Annotated in this window: 10 protein-coding genes; 4 read left to right on the forward strand and 6 right to left on the reverse strand. The window is 67.9% G+C overall.

Annotated elements, in window-relative coordinates:
• Positions 1-36 precede the first annotated feature (36 nt).
• Positions 37-1,014, reverse strand: a complete 978-nt coding sequence (locus FHS02_RS11780) for a ribose-phosphate diphosphokinase (RefSeq protein ID WP_137313593.1) — start codon at positions 1,012-1,014, stop codon at positions 37-39.
• Positions 1,015-1,171: 157 nt separating this feature from the next.
• Between FHS02_RS11780 and FHS02_RS11785 the strand changes: the two genes are divergently transcribed.
• Entirely contained in the window at positions 1,172-3,490 is a 2,319-nt protein-coding gene (locus tag FHS02_RS11785; protein ID WP_175424781.1) for a sensor histidine kinase, read from the forward strand.
• A 249-nt stretch (positions 3,491-3,739) separates the two neighbouring features.
• Complete coding sequence (locus tag FHS02_RS11790) at positions 3,740-6,757, forward strand: TonB-dependent receptor (protein ID WP_307722198.1); 3,018 nt, start codon at positions 3,740-3,742, stop codon at positions 6,755-6,757.
• 23 nt (positions 6,758-6,780) lie between these two features.
• Here FHS02_RS11790 and FHS02_RS11795 read toward each other — a convergent pair whose 3' ends face one another.
• Positions 6,781-8,145 (reverse strand): MATE family efflux transporter, encoded by a 1,365-nt coding sequence (locus FHS02_RS11795; protein WP_137313595.1) that lies wholly within the window; start codon positions 8,143-8,145, stop codon positions 6,781-6,783.
• A 78-nt stretch (positions 8,146-8,223) separates the two neighbouring features.
• Here FHS02_RS11795 and FHS02_RS11800 point away from each other — a divergent pair, with 78 nt between their 5' ends.
• Positions 8,224-8,622 carry a group III truncated hemoglobin gene (locus FHS02_RS11800; protein WP_137313596.1) on the forward strand — a complete coding sequence of 133 codons (399 nt, stop codon included), beginning with the start codon at positions 8,224-8,226 and terminating at the stop codon, positions 8,620-8,622.
• 121 nt (positions 8,623-8,743) lie between these two features.
• Here the strand turns inward: FHS02_RS11800 and FHS02_RS11805 are convergent, their stop codons facing one another.
• Positions 8,744-9,127 carry a tautomerase family protein gene (locus tag FHS02_RS11805; protein ID WP_137313597.1) on the reverse strand — a complete coding sequence of 128 codons (384 nt, stop codon included), beginning with the start codon at positions 9,125-9,127 and terminating at the stop codon, positions 8,744-8,746.
• Positions 9,128-9,346: 219 nt separating this feature from the next.
• Between FHS02_RS11805 and FHS02_RS11810 the strand changes: the two genes are divergently transcribed.
• Positions 9,347-10,630: a cytochrome P450 gene (locus FHS02_RS11810; RefSeq protein WP_137313598.1), complete on the forward strand. Its 1,284-nt coding sequence runs from the start codon at positions 9,347-9,349 to the stop codon at positions 10,628-10,630.
• Between the two features lie 4 nt (positions 10,631-10,634).
• Here FHS02_RS11810 and FHS02_RS11815 read toward each other — a convergent pair whose 3' ends face one another.
• The 3 genes from FHS02_RS11815 to FHS02_RS11825 form a co-directional block, all read right to left on the reverse strand.
• Positions 10,635-11,585: an alpha/beta fold hydrolase gene (locus FHS02_RS11815; RefSeq protein ID WP_175424782.1), complete on the reverse strand. Its 951-nt coding sequence runs from the start codon at positions 11,583-11,585 to the stop codon at positions 10,635-10,637.
• A 104-nt stretch (positions 11,586-11,689) separates the two neighbouring features.
• The gene (locus FHS02_RS11820; RefSeq protein ID WP_175424783.1) at positions 11,690-12,856 is read right to left on the reverse strand and encodes a PEP-CTERM sorting domain-containing protein; all 1,167 of its coding nucleotides are present in this window, start codon (positions 12,854-12,856) and stop codon (positions 11,690-11,692) included.
• A gap of 190 nt (positions 12,857-13,046) precedes the next feature.
• On the reverse strand, positions 13,047-15,254 hold the full coding sequence (locus tag FHS02_RS11825) for a TonB-dependent receptor (protein WP_229422595.1): 2,208 nt from the start codon (positions 15,252-15,254) through the stop codon (positions 13,047-13,049).
• Positions 15,255-15,514 lie beyond the last annotated feature (260 nt).

Below are 15,514 nucleotides of genomic sequence, written 5' to 3' on the forward strand. Positions count from 1 at the left end.
CAGCATCGTTCCCCCATCCGACGCCCCCGGAAACCCTTACCGGGCCACCTCGTCGTGCAACGCCCGGATCGCCCCGGCAAACAGCGCGCCGCTGTCCAGCACCGTGAACAGCGGACCGGCCCGCTCGCCATCCTGCACGGTGTCGGCCACCGCCCCGGCATCGAGCCCGGCGCGGGCCAGCGTGCCGGCCGCGTCGCCGGCGAACACCGCATGCGTGGCCGCCGCCATCACGCGCGCCGCGCCGTGTTCCCGGCAGGCCTCGACCGCGCGCGCCATCGTGCTGCCGGTACCGATGATGTCGTCGAACACGATGGCCAGCTTGCCGGCCACGTCGCCGGCCATCAGGTCGCCCGTCAGTTCGCGGCCGCGCCGGTGTTTCTCGACGAAGGCCAGCGACACCGGCCGGCCCAGTTCGTGGGCCAGCGCCACCCGCAGGCCCTCGGCACGGCGGATGCCGCCGCCGTCCGGCGCCACCACGCACACCTCCCCGTCGCCGGCCACGGTGGCGAAGTGCGCCGCGAACAGCGCACTGCCGTCCAGGTGCTCGGTGCGGCAGCGGAAGGCGTTCTGGAATGCGGCAAGGTTGTGCACGTCCAGCGCCAGCACGGTGTCGGCGCCGGCCGCCTCCAGCAGCGTGGCCACGTAGCGCAGCGTCAGCGGATCGCCGGCCTGGTGCCGTGTGTCCTGGCGTGCGAACGCCACGTACGGCAGCACGGCAGTGATGCGCGCCGCGCCCGCATCGCGCAGCGCGCCGATGAAGAACAGCAGCCGGCACAGCCGTTCGCCGCTGCCCTGCCCCGGCGCGCCGGCCAGCGAATGGATCACGCAGGCATGGCCGCCGCGCACGGCCGACGGGGCCCGCACGATGTATTCGCCGTCGTCGAAGTCGTTCTCCTCGTGGGCGGCCAGCGGCAGGCCCAGGTGCCGGGCCACGCGCTGGCCGAACGGTGCGCTGCCAGCCAGCGCAAACAGGTGCAAGGTCGGATGCAAGGTCGGGTGCAGGGGTACGTTCATCGTCGTGCGGGTTGCTGTCGTGAGTGGTGGATAAGCCATTGTAGGCGCAAGGGGCGGATCGCCAACGTACGCGGACGTACAAAGAGCGGCGTGCCAACTGGTAGTATGCGCACTCCAGCGGCGCATGTGGCCCGCGTGGTGGCATACAGCGGGCAACATGACAGCCGAAACGACCGATACCGACATCCTGATCCTGGGCCATGCGCCGAAGGCCCGCGAATGGCTGCGCGCGCTGCCGTGCTTCGTGCGCGCCGTGACCGACGCCTGCCTGGCCGCCGCCCAGCCCTGGCACGGCGTGCGCCTCCTGCTGTGCGCGCCCGCCGTCGATCCCGGCCTGCTGGCCCGGCTGCGCGTGCTGCCGGCAATGCAGGATTGCGCGATGGTGGCGCTGTCGCCCGCCTGCGACGACGGCCGGGTCGAGTTCGACGACGTGATCGACCTGGCCGGCAGCACGGCCGAGGCATTCGTGGCACGCATCCAGGCCACGCTGAACGGCGCGCGGGTACGGACGCGGCGCAACGCCCGCTACCGGCTGCTGCAGCAGGTCGACGACATGTTCCGGCACCTGGACGACCCGCGCGACATCGCCCAGGCCGCCGCCGGCCTGCTGGGCCGGCACCTGCGCGTGAACCGCTGCGCGTTCGCCGACGTGGCCGCGGACGAGGACACGTACCAGCTGACCGGCGACTACAACGCCGGCGTGCCCGTCATCGCCGGCCGCAGCCGGTTCGCCGATTTCGGTGCCGCCTGCCTGGCCGCCATGCGGCAGGGCGTGCCGTTCGTGGTCGAGGATGCCGAAACCGATCCGCGCACCGCCGCCACGCTGGAACGCTACCGCCAGGGCGGCATCTATGCGGCGATCTGCGTCCCGGTGCTGAAGGAAGGCCGCTTCGTGTCGGCGATGGCGGTGCACACCGTCACGCCGCGCCGCTGGCGCACGGACGAAGTCTCGCTGCTGGTGGCGGTGGCCGACCGCTGCCGCGAATCGATGGAGCGGGGCCGCATCGCGCGCACGCTGCAGTCGAAGGAGGCGCGCTACCGCACGCTCGTCGAGACGATGTCCGCCGTGGTCTGGCACATGGAAGGCGACCGCATGCGCGCCGGCGAGAATCCCAGCTGGTCGGCATTCACCGGCCAGTTGCCGGAAGAGTACGAAGGCGCGGGCTGGATGGATGCGCTGCATCCGCACGACCGGCCCGCCGCCGCGGCCGCATGGCAATCGGCCTCCACGCACGGCCATCCGTACGTGGCCAGCTACCGGCTGCGCCGGCACGATGGCGAATACCGCCACATGCTGTCGCGCGGCGCCGTCGTGCGCAGCGGCGACGCGGCCGTCGAGTGGGTCGGCAACTGCCTCGACGTGACCGATATCCGCCATGCGCAGGAAGCGCTGCGGGTGGCCAACACGCGGCTGCAGTTCACGCTCGATTCGGCGCAGATCGCCGACTGGATCTACGATCCCGTGCGGCACAGCATCAGCGGCTCGGCGCGGCTGGCACGGCTGCTCGAATGCGACGCCCCCGACGGCGCGTGGGAACTGGCCAAGGTCAGGGAGCGCATCCACCCGGACGACCTGCCCCGGCTGGGCGAGAGCTTCCGCGCCGCCGTGGCGGCGAACCGGCCATGGCGCGACGAATGCCGGCTGGTCGGTCCGGACGGCAAGGAACGCTGGGTGGCCGCCCACGGCAGCCGCTACAGCGACGACCAGGCGTCCGGCTGGCGCCTGCTCGGCATCGTCTACGACATCACGGCCCACAAGCGCTCCGAACAGGCACTGCGCGAGGCCGATGCCCGCAAGGACGAGTTCCTCGCCATGCTGGCGCACGAACTGCGCAACCCGCTTGCGCCGATCGGCGCCGCCGCCCAGGTGCTGGCGGTGGCCGGCGCCGATGCGGCCAAGGTATCGATGGCCAGCGCCGTCATCGGCCGGCAGGTACGCCACATGGCCGGCCTGGTCGACGACCTGCTCGACGTGTCGCGCGTGAAGCGCGGCCTGGTGCGGCTGGAAAAGCGGCGCTGCGACATGGCCGCCGTGATCGCCGCCGCGCTCGAGCAGGTACGCCCGCTGGCCGACCGCCGCGGCCACCGGCTGGCGGTGGCGCTGCCCGATGCGCAGGCCTGGGTCGACGGCGACGAGAAACGTCTCGTGCAGGTGGTTGCCAACCTGCTCAACAACGCGGTGAAATACACGCCGGACGGCGGCAGCATCGACGTCGTGCTGGCGCTCGGCGGCAGCACCACGGTGGTGACGGTGCGCGACAACGGCGTGGGCATGAGTGCCGACTTCCTGGAACGGGCCTTCGACGTGTTCGCCCAGGCCGACCAGAGCATCGCCCGCTCGCAGGGCGGCCTGGGACTCGGCCTGGCGCTGGCGCGCAGCCTGGTCAGCGCGCATGGCGGCGCCATCGAAGGCGCCAGTGGCGGGCCGGGCAAGGGCGCGACCTTCACGGTCACGCTGCCGCTGGCGGCCGGCTAGCGCGCGCCAGCTGTCGTCCAGCCGTCCTGTCGTCCTGCCTCTCTTTTTCCCTGCTGCCCCGCCTCCTCCTGACGGCCATTCCGGCCGTCGATCGCGTTAGCGCCCTTGCAAATTTCATTGTGTGGTTTCGTCGTTCTCATAATTGAAAACGTTTGCAAACCACCAGATGATTCCCATGGCTTTGGATTTTTATAAATAGAATACAAGTCACCAATAACGCGAACAACAACCACGATCTGGAGACGCACCATGGGAATGAGGAAACAGCTGAGGAAGCGCGCGATCGCCATCGCCGTCGCGCAACTGGCCATGATGTCCGGCGCCGCCTGGGCGCAGGACACCGCCGCCGGCAGCGAAGCACAGGCGCCGGCCGCCGCCGTCGTCACCGTCACCGGGCAGCGCGCGGCGCTCAACTCGGCGCAGAAGATCAAGCAGAACTCGGACGAGATCGTCGATTCGATCGTCGCCGAAGACATCGGCAAGCTGCCGGACAAATCGGTCACGGAGGTACTGCAGCGGGTCGTCGGCGTAACGATCGACCGCATGCTGGCCAAGGGCGACGACGAGCATTTCTCGGTCGAAGGCTCCGGCGTGTCGATCCGCGGGCTGAACTACGTGCGCTCGGAGCTGAACGGGCGCGATTCCTTTTCCGCCAACGGCGGCCGGGCGCTCAACTTCGAGGATGTGCCGCCCGAGCTGATGGCCGGCGTGGACGTGTACAAGAGCCCCTCCGCCGAGCAGGTCGAAGGCGCGGTCGGCGGCCTGGTCAACCTGCGCACCGCGATGCCGTTCGACTTCAAGGGCTTCAAGTTCGGCGCCTCGCTCGACACCACCTATTCGGAGCTGCGCAAGGACCGCGACCGCCCGAGCGGTTCCGTGCTCGTGTCCAGCCGGTGGAAGACCGGCCTGGGCGAGTTCGGCGCGCTGATCGACGTGGCCTCGTCCAACAGCAAGGTGCGCACCGACGGTTTCCAGGTCGACGCCTACTTCCCGCGCGACGACGTGAGACCCGGCGGCCGGGTGTGGGTGCCCAAGGCGGCCCAGTGGCGCACCATGACATACGACCGCGAACGCGACGGCATCTATGGCGCACTGCAGTGGAAACTGAACAACGACCTGCGCAGCTCCCTCACCTATTTCAAGTCGAAGTACAAGATCCACTGGGATGAGAACGCGGTGTTCGCCTCGGCCGAGCCGTACCGGGTCACGCCCAGCGCCGACACGGTGTACGACGCCAACGGCGTGATGCTGACCGGCACGCTGGAAACGCCCAACTCGACCGGCATCAACTTCGGCAACGACACACGCTCGGCGGACCGCGAATCGTCCACCACCGACCTGGCGTGGAACGTCGAGTGGCGCCCCAGCCCGGCATGGACGCTGTCGGCCGACGTGCAGCGCATCCGCGCCCGCACCGAGGCGTTCGATTCGACGATCGCCACCGGCATCCTGGTGCCCAAGGAACGGCTGGACCTGACCGGCCGCGTGCCGCACATCACGTTCGACGACAGCGACCGTGCCTTCCTGGTAAACCCCAACAATTATTTCTGGGATTTCACGATGGAGCACCGGGATGCCAGCGTGGCCAACGAGACGGCGTGGCGTACCGATGCGAAATACGCGTTCGACCACCCCGTGCTGCGCGACGTGCGCTTCGGCATACGGCTGACCGACCGCGATTCGCTCAACACGAACTCGAATCCCAGCTACAACTGGGCGGCCGTCTCCGAACCGTGGATGCTGGGTTCGCAGATCGGCCAGCTGGCCTCGCTGGGCGATCCGCGCTTTGCCGGTGGCGCCTCGGTGCGCACCTTCCCCAACTACTTCAACGGCGATGCGCCGGCGCCGCCGCCGATGCTGTTCCCGGACGTGGCGCTGACCACCGGCTACCCCGGCAGCTATGCGAAACTGCACAGCTACCACGAGGTGCTGTGCGCGGAATTCGGCTCCACCTGCGAGCCATGGAAGCCGGCTGCCTGGGGCACCGATCCGGCCGGCGTGAACCGCCAGAACGAAAAGACCAAGGCGCTGTACACCCAGCTGCGCTTCGGCTGGGACGACCTGCGCTATCCGGTGGACGGCAATATCGGCATCCGCTACGTCAGGACGAACATGACCGCGGCCGGCTACACCGCCTTCACGCCACCGGCGAACCTGATCCCGGAGGGCTACGCGGTCATCGGCCCGGCGGTGCCGCGGATTCCCGCGTATGCCGAAGCGCGCGATTACGACCACAGCTACGGCAATGTGCTGCCCAGCCTGAACCTGCGCATGAAGGTCAGCGACCGGCTGCAACTGCGCCTGGCATTTTCAAAAGGTATCTCACGGCCGGACTTCTCGCAGCTGCAGGGCTACACGAGCCTGAGCCAGTCGATCACGGCCGAGCGCGACGAGGCAACCAGGCAGATCATCGTGTCGAGCAACAACCTGACCGGCACGGCGTCCGGCAATCCGTACCTGAAACCCGTGTCGTCGAAGCAGCTCGACCTGACGGCCGAATATTACTGGTCGCAGGTGGGCTCGTTCACGGTGGCGCTGTTCAACAAGGACCTGAAGGACATCATCATCAAGCAGCTGAACAGCTTCACGGTGAACGACACGTCCGGCCGGCCACAGGAATTCATCGTCGACTCGCCCGTCAACGGCGCCAAGGGCCACGCGCGCGGCGTCGAAATGGCTTACCAGCAGTACTTCGACATGCTGCCCGGCTGGCTGTCCGGCTTCGGCGTGCAGGCCAACTTCACCTTCGTCGACAGCAAGAAGGAGCTGTACAACCCGGTCTACCAGGAATACTGCTCGGGCGGCAGCACCCAGTCCAACCTGAACATGGCGCTGAACGGCTGCGACACCGATGGCCGCACCTTCGGCAACCTGCCGCTCGAGGGTTTGTCGCGGCGCGCCGCCAACCTGGCGTTCATGTACGACAAGGGACCATGGTCGGCCCGCGTGGCGTACGCGTGGCGCTCGAAAAGCCTGCTGACGGCCAGCGGCACGCGCGGCGGCCAGGCGCTCGACACCAACCCGGCCAGCCCGACCTTCGGCCAGCGCAACCTGAACTGGAGCCTGCCGGTGTGGACCGACCAGTACGGCCAGGTCGATGCGTCGCTGTTCTACAAGATCAACGAGCACGCCACGTTCGGGCTGGAGGGCACCAACCTGACCGACGCCATCTTCCGGCAGGTGATGCAGCAGCACATCGGCATGAAGGGCCGCGCCTGGTTCTCGTCCGGTCCGCGCTATTCGGCCAAGCTGCGCATCAATTTCTGATCGGCGTAACGGCGGCCGGGCGCTCAGCGATCGCGCAGCCGGCGCCGGGCGGCGCGGGCGTGCGGCACCCAGGCCTGCACGGCCCAGCGCCGCCACATGATCAGGCCGCGGATCCACTCGTCCGCGGCGAAGGCGATGTACAGGCCGGCCAGGCCGAAGCCGAAATGGATGCCCAGCACCCAGCTGCCGCCGGCCAGCACCAGCGCCATCGACGCGGCGCCCGCCATCACGGGGAAGCGCACGTCGCCGGCGGCGCGCAGCGCGTTGATGACCACCAGGTTGAACGTGCGCCCCAGTTCCACCAGCACACCGATCCACAGCAGCTTGCACCCTTCGGCGACGATCGCCGGGTCGTTCGTGAACGCACCCAGCAGCCAGGGCCCGGCCAGCGCGACGCCGCCCGCCACCACGCCGCTGATGACGAGTCCCCGCCCCAGCGCGCTGCGCACCAGCCGGTGCGCAGCGCCCAGTTCGCCGGCGCCGACCATGTGGCCGACCATGATTTCCACGGCGAACGCGGTGGCCAGGCTGAACACGATCACCATGGCGCCGATCTGCTGCACGTAGGCATGCGTGGCCAGTGCCGCCGCGCCCAGCGTGCCGGCGGCCGCCATCGCGGCCATGAACGCCAGCCGCCACGCGATGTTCTCGGCCGCCGCCGGAATGCCGATGTGCAGCACCTCGGCCAGCTCGCGGCGCGGCAGGTGCCACCAGTCCGCGGCGCGGGTGACAAGGCCGAGGTGCTGGCGCCACAGCACCAGGTGCAGCACCAGGCCGAGCGCGCGGCTGACCGTCAGCGCAAGCGCGAAGCCCGGCAGGCCCAGCGCCGGCACCGGCCCCCAGCCCTGCATCAGCGGCACCGCCAGCACCACGTGCGTGGTATGCATGGCCACCAGCACGAGCAGGGTGTCGCGGGTGCGCAGGTGGGCGCGCATCACGGCCGCCATCGACGCGTTCCACGCATCGAACAGCAGCGCGGGCGCCAGCGCCATCAGGAACGGCGCCGCCAGCGGGAACACGTCGGCCGGCGTCTGCAGCAGCTCCAGAAGCGGCCCGGCGCCGAACAGCGCCACCAGCGCCGTGACGACGCCGATCCAGGTGCTGGCGCCGACCGAGGCCAGCGCCACCCGGTGGGCGCCGTCCCGCTGCCCTGCCCCGAGGCTTTGCGTGATGACCACGCCGACGCCGGAACCGACGATACGGAACAGCAGGAACAAGGTGACGGAAATATTGTGCGCGATCGCGAACGCGGCACCGGCCGTGTCGGACAGGTGCGACGCCAGCCACGTGCCGGCGACGCCGATGGCGACAGCGAGGACGAGTTCGACGAGCAGGGGCCACGCGAGCGTGAAGATATGGGGACGGGGGGAGTTCGGGGAAAGAGTCATGGCGGCGGCGGAGAATCCGCCATTCTACGTGCTCCGGGCTCCTATAATGATGGTTTCCAGCGCATTTTTCGCCCAGCCATGTACGCCGCCGCCGATCCAGCCTCGCTGACCCGCCTGGTCCACGAATTCTATGCCGACGTGCGGCGCGAGCCGCTGCTGGCCGCCGTGTTCGGTCCCCGCATCGGCGACGACTGGGACGCCCACCTGGCCCGCATGGTGGCCTTCTGGAGCGACGTGATGCTGGGCCGCACGCCGGGAACCCCTGCTTTCCAGGGCAATGTCTACGGCAAGCACATGACACTCGAAGGCGTCACGCCCGAGCATTTCCGGCGCTGGCTCGACCTGTTCGACGCCACCGCGCGCCGCCTGTTCGAGCCACCGGTGGCGGACGAGCTGCTGGTGGTGGCGAAGCGCATCGCCGCCAGCCTGCAATATGGCTTCTTCGGCAAGGTCGAGGTGGCCGGGCCTTCCGCCTGAGCGTCGCCTCATGCCTCACGCCTCACGCCTCACGTCTCAGGCATCAGGCATCAGGCATCAGGCATCAGGCATCAAGCATCAGGCATCAGGCAGCGCGCCGGCGACAGCCATCCGGCCGGTTTCAGGTGACGTACTGCGCGACCCCGTTCCCGAACGACCAGTTTTCCTTCTTCACCTCGATCAGGTTGATAAACACGTCTTCCGGCCGCACGCCCGCCTCGACACCGAGGCCGTCGGCGATGCTCTTGTAGAGCAGCTTCTTCTGCTCCACCGTGCGGCCTTCGCTGATGGTGATCTGGATGAACACCAGCCCATCGGTGCGTTCGATGCCGAGGTATGCCGGGTCGTAGACGAAGTGGTCCTCGTCATGCTCGTTCAGCACCTGGAAGTTGTCGCGATCGGGTACGCCGATCGTGGCTTTCAACGCTTCATACACCACATTGCCGAGCTTTCGGGCATACGAAGGATCGGGGTTTTTCCTGATATCGATCCGGACCAGGGGCATCGGGTTTCTCCTCGCAGATGATGGATCGTTCAATATAACCCAGCGCCGCGGCGCGGCTTGCGCTGCGTGCCTGGGCGCCCGGTGCAGCGTTCCGGGCCCCCGCCATGGCGCGTTCCGCGCGATGCGGGTTTCCTTCCGGATCGGTGCGCCGCCCGCCCCGCCGCCGCTGCTAAGCTTTTGACTCTCCGCCGGTCACGCCGGCCATCACGAGGAGCGCCGATGAAGACAAACGCCCATTCCACCGCCGCCCCGGCCAGCCGCGCGTTGCCGCGCGACGGGCGGCTCGACGCGACGCTGGCACTGAAGCGGGATCCTTACGGCTATCTCCGCAGCCAGTGCGAACGCCTCGGCAGCGACGCCTTCCAGACCCGCATCCTGCTGCAGCGAACCATCTGCATTACCGGCCCGCAAGCCGCGCAACTGTTCTACGACCCGCAGCGCTTCATGCGCAAGGGCGCCGCGCCGATGCGGCTGCAGGCCACGCTGTTCGGCCGCGGCGGCGTGCAGGCAATGGACGATGCGGCGCACGGTGTCCGCAAGGCCATGTTCATGAACCTGATGACCCCGTCGCGCATCGGCGAGCTCGGCGACCTGTTCGACGAAACTTGGCGGGCGGCGATGCACCGCTGGGCCGCCGCGCCGCGGGTGGAACTGTATGCGGCAGTGCGCGAAGTGCTGACGCGCGCGGTCTGCCGGTGGGCCGGCGTGCCGTTAGCCGAAGCCGAGGTGCCGCTGCGGACAAAGCAGCTGTCGGCGCTGTTCGACCTGGCGGGCGCCGTGGGCCCATGGCACTGGTTCAGCCGCTATGCGCGTTTTCGCGCGCAGCAATGGTGCGGCGGCGTCATCGAGCGCATCCGCGCCGGGCAGCTGGCGGTACCACCCGACAGTGCCGCCTACGCGGTGGCCCGCCATGTGGACGCCGACGGCCGGCGGCTCGATGCCCGCACGGCCGCGGTGGAATTGCTGAACGTGCTGCGGCCGACCGTGGCGGTGGCCGTCTATATCGTGCACGAAGCACTTGCGCTGCACGCGTTTCCCGCCTGCCGTGCGCCGTTGCGGGACGATACCGATGGCCGCTATGCCGGCTGGTTCGCCCAGGAAGTACGGCGTTTCTACCCGTTCTTCCCCGCCGCGGTGGCGCGCGTGCGGCAGGATTTCGACTGGCAGGGCTGGCACTTCCCGAAGGGGCGCCGCGTAATGCTGGACTTGCACGGCACCAACCACGATCCCCGCGCATGGCAGGAACCGCTGCGCTTCCAGCCCGAGCGGTTCGCGACCTGGAACGACAATCCGTTCTCTTTCGTGCCGCAGGGCGGCGGCAACGCGGCCACCGGGCACCGCTGCCCCGGCGAGTGGATCACGCTGGAACTGATGCAGCGCGCCGCCCGCTGGCTGGCCGGCGGCATGGGCTACGAGGTGCCGCCCCAGGACCTGGCACTGGACATGACCCGCCTGCCGGCGATCCCGAAGTCGGGCTTCATGATCGCCGTGCACGGAGATTGACGGGTTACGGACGGGCTTGCGTCTCGTCGAACGCGCGCGGATCGTTCCTGAACCACCGGGTCAGGCCGGCCACGAAGTCCTGCACGTGCCGCCTGTCGCCGCGCTGCAGGCCGTGGCTGGCGCCTTCGTACTCGATGAACCGGAACGGCTTGTGCGGGTGGCGGGCGTAGAAATCCCTCAGCGCCCGGCCCGACTCGATGGGGACGCTTTCATCCTTCTCGCCCATCGCCGCCACGACGGGGATGTCGAGCCTGGCGAAGTCGGGCAGCGGGTCATTGAACAGGTGGGAGCTCCAATACGCATACGGATGCCCCAGGAAGGACTTGTCCAGCGCGGCGGGATGCGCGGCGATGTCGGCGAACTGCTTCTCCAGCAGTGCCCTGGAATAGGGATCCGCATACGGCGCCACGCCACGGTCCGCGAATACGAGGAACTCGTCGGACTGCCGCATGCCGCCGCTGCCCGCCACCGCCAGCCAGCCGGCCTTGCCGCTGCGGCCCGCCACGACCGGCGCGATGCGGCCCCCTTCGGAAAATCCGACCAGCGCAATCGACCTCGGCCCCGCCGCCGCCAGCACCGGCTGCCGGTCCAGGAATGCCAGCGTGTCGCGCACCCGGCGCTGCAGGTTGTCGGCCTGTTCGTACTGCGGCGAACAGGTGCCGGGCTGGCCGGTCGCTCCCTTGCCGACATGCGGCTTCTCGAGATGGTAGACATCCACCGGCGCCGGGTATTTCTCGAAGAAATACGGCAGGCGCGAACCGAATTGCGCGCAGCCGGAGCCGCTGACGACGACGATGACCTGCGCGCCCTGCTTCGCTTCGGTGTCGTGCAGCCGGAAATACCGGCCCGGCTGGCCGTCGATCGCGATGGTGTGCTCCTCGAGCACCCGCCCGGCGTGTGCAGGTGTCCCGAGGGAGAAGAATGCAGCGGCTGCGAACAGGGCGTTCCGCCCCATGGATTGCAAGGTAGTCACTGGCATCGCTGGCAGAATGGGAATCGGGTTGACAAGGCGGGTGCCAGCTTAGCCGCGCCTTGCCATAAAAGCAAACTGCCCGGCCATCATGCCGCCCTGGGCTCCTGCCGGCGCCGGGCCCGCCTGCGCGCCACGGCAGCCACCGCCGGCAGGCCGGCCAGCCAGAGGGCCCAGGCGGCCGGCTCCGGTACGGGCGTCAGCAGGAAATGGCCGCACCCCGGCCACCCCAGCAGGCACCCATAGACGAGGATTTCATTGCTGTCGCTGATGGCCAGCGCATTGTAGATTTGCCCGGGGCTCGGCCCGACCAGCGTATCCAGGTAGATCATCTCCCCATCGATGTACACGAAGCCCCTTTCGCGCGTATGCACGATGGACTGGCCGGCGATCCAGCCGTGATTGTTGATGTCGTTGGCGTAAGTGGAGCCCCTGCCCCGTTCGCCGATGTAGGTCACGCCGTCGGGTCCATAGATGATGGCCCGCGCGCCCATGTCGGAGGTTTGCCCGATGACCGTGCCCTCTTCGTTGATCGCCACGGCACGGCTGTAGGTCAGGCCGGATCCGGAAACCTGGTCGAGGTTGCGCATGATGCCGTTCTCATGGATGAAGGCATGCTGCTCGCCGTTTGCCGTGTCCGCCCTGCCGACCACCGTGCCCCGCGCGTTGACGTCGAGACCGATGCTTCCGGCCCCGCCCAGCGTGCCGAGGTCCACCATCGTGGCGTTCTGTGCCGGCGTACCGTCCACGGTCCAGCGGGCCGCGTGATAGCCCTCGGGCGTTAACCCCGAACCCGCCACATGCCAGCCGCCCTGGGCATTCGTGTTGCTGAGGGCGTTCGACGTGAACGAGGACATGCCCGGTGCCGGCGCGATCTCGACCGGAGGCGTTCCTCCGGTCCTGGCGAAGAACGCCCGCTCGGCGGAGCCGTCGGCGGGCAGCAGGCGGCCCGTGACGCCGCCATTGTCATTGATCGCGGCCAGTATCAACTGGGCCGTGGGGTCGATGAAGTCCAGGTTGCGGAAGGTGCCGTTCCGGTCGAACCAGAAGCCGGTATATTCTCCGCCGCCGCCAGGGAAGACGGTGGAGTGGTACCCGGCAAAGTCGCCCGCATTGTTCATGCTGATGTCATGGACCAATTGCGGGAATGGAGGCGCTGTGATGTTGAAGTGGAGGCCGGGCGGCGCCGCGGCGCCGGCCAGCAGCGGCATGGCGAAAGCGATACCGGACAACGCTTGGAACAGGCGTGATGACATGGCTGAGCTCCTTGTCTGTGGAAGAAAGGCCGCGGCGGCTGCCGTCAGCCATTCTCGCGCAGAAGAAGGTGTCAAAACGTCATCAACATAATTTTGTCGGTTTAATGCACTCGGCAGTATGGGACAGTGGCAACGGTGCCGGGCGCAGGCAACTTCCAGCACCCGGCCCGGTGGCCGAAGCCCCTGCCGCCTACAGCTTGCCCGACAGCGTGAAGAACACCTGCCGCGGCGCGCCGGACATCAGCGTCATCGACGTGCCCTGCACGTCCGAGGCCGCGAAGCCGTTCGAACCGATGGTGCCGAAGTAGCTCCTGTCGAACAGGTTCGTCACGTTCACCTGCAGGGTCAGGTCCTTCAGCATGCCGGCGGAACCGAGCCGGTAGCCGCCGGACAGGTTGGCCACCACGTACGACGGCACCGAGTTGTCGTTCAGGTAGGTGTAGTAGCGCTTGTCCGTGTACTTCGCGCCGAGGCGGGCGAAGAAGCCGTTGGCGTCGTACGCCAGCTCCGTGTTGAACATCTTCTTCGGCGCGTCGACGACCTGCTTGCCCTTCACCGCCACCAGCCGGCCATTGTCCGTGTAGTTCGATTCGTAGGTGGAATCGTTGTACGTGAACGTGTTGAACCACGACAGCGACGGGGCGATCTTCCACACGGCCAGCGCTTCCAGGCCGCGGGTTTCCACCTTGCCCACGTTGACGATCGTGCCGGCGCAGCCGACGATGCCGGCGCAGGTGGCGATGCCCATCTGGCGGTCGTCGAACTTGGCGTAGTAAACAGCGACCGACCCTTGCACAGCATCGCGCTTGAAGCGCATGCCCACGTCGAACGTGGTCGAGGTTTCCGGTTTCAGTTCGCCGATCGACAGCGCATAGCCGGCGCGGGTCTGCGAGAACGGGCCGTTCACGCCGGGCTGGTACGAGCGCATGTTCTTGGCGCCCGACGCGAACAGCTCGTCGCTGCGCGACAGCTGGTACGTCACGCCCACCTGCGGCAGGAACGTCTTCTTCGCCGTGATCGTGCCGTCGGCCCGGTCGCCGATGAAGGTGTGCGCGTCGATCTCCACCTTCGGGCTCTTGAAACCGGCGTTGATCTTCAGGCGGCCGTCCAGCAGCGCGATGGTGTCCTGCACGTAGAACTGCCGGGTATCGGTGACGAACGACTGCAGGAAACCGGTGCTCATCGGGCCGCGCAGGAAGTCGTCGATGTAGCGGCCGTCCGTCGCGGCGTAGAAGTTCCGGGTCAGCATGTGCTTGTTGCGCTCGGCCCAGAAGCCCGCGTTCAGCGTGTGCATGCCCAGCTCCCACGTCACGTCGCCCAGCACGCCGTTGCGGCTGATCGTGTATTCGGTGGTGCGGATCGAGATCGGCACTTCCGCCGACGTCGGCGTGTACGGCGTGTACCAGTGGCCCTGGCCTTCGTTGCCGTGGTGGTAGCCGGTGACCTTGGCGGCGAGTGCCGGCGTCAGTTGCAGGTCCAGCGTGGCGCCGGCCAGCTTGTCCTTGCGCAGGCCCTGGCCCAGGTAGTAGGCGTCGTCCAGGCTGTTGACCGCGCCGCTGTAGATGCCTTTTGCCGCGTTCACGGCGCGCTGCCAGTCCGGGTAGTAGTTGTCCCAGTCCATGCCCAGGCGCCGCGCCATTTCGTGCGACAGGTCCTGGTAGTCGACTTCGCGGCGGTCCGAGTAGTTGAAGAAGGCCGACAGCGTGTGCTCGCCGATGCGGCGCTCGATCCTGCTGTTGAACTGGTCCTGGTCCTGCGGGCCGGCTCCCTTCCATTTTTCGGACCGCATACGCGTGCCGCTGATATAGAACTTCGTGCCGCCGGCGAATTCGCCGCTGTCGAAGCGCACGAAGGTGCGCGCCGTGTCGTCGCTGCCCAGCGTTTGCGCGGCCGTCACGCCCGCCTCGTTCGCCGGGCCCAGCGTGACGAACTGCACGGTGCCGCCCAGGTTGTTGGTCGACGCGGTGCCCAGTGCGCCGGCACCCTGCGACACGGCGACGCGGCCGATGTTTTCGGACGAGATCGCGCGGGAAATGTGCAGGCCGTTGTTGTTCCCGTAGCTCATGTCGCCCAGCGGGATGTCGTCCAGCGTGAAGCCCAGCTGGTTCTGGTTGAAGCCGCGGATCGAGAAGCGCGTCGACCACTCGTAGCTGCCGAACGGGTCGGCCGACTGGAAGCTGACGCCGGGCAGTTTTTCCAGGGTCTTCAGCGGGCTGGTGCCGGGGGCCGCCTGCTGCAGGTCGGCGCGGGTGATGTTCTGCACCTGGCGCGACTGGCCCGTGCCTGTCACCTCGACGATCGCCATCGGCGGCGCGCCGGCAGGGTCGGGTGCTGCGGGATCGGCACCGAATGCCAGCGCGGGCAGCACCGTCAGCAACGACAGGCAGAGGGGTTTCAAGCGTGGGTGGTACGAAGGCTGGCGCATCGGTATCTTTCGGTCAAAGTTAACTGATTGAAAACTGTGCCGAATGGTAATGACTTGTTGTGACGACGCCATGACAGGCGGACAACCCGCCGCGGCGCGTGGCTCGGCAGCGACAGTCTGGCCGATCTGATCATTTGCTCTAGAGTAATTCACTATTACTCTACAGGCCGAACTGATAGACTCGCAGGTTGATTTCACCTCGCCGCGCATAAAAATTAACAATTCGATACTGA

This window comes from Pseudoduganella umbonata, assembly GCF_014192225.1.
GTDB lineage: Bacteria > Pseudomonadota > Gammaproteobacteria > Burkholderiales > Burkholderiaceae_D > Rugamonas > Rugamonas umbonata.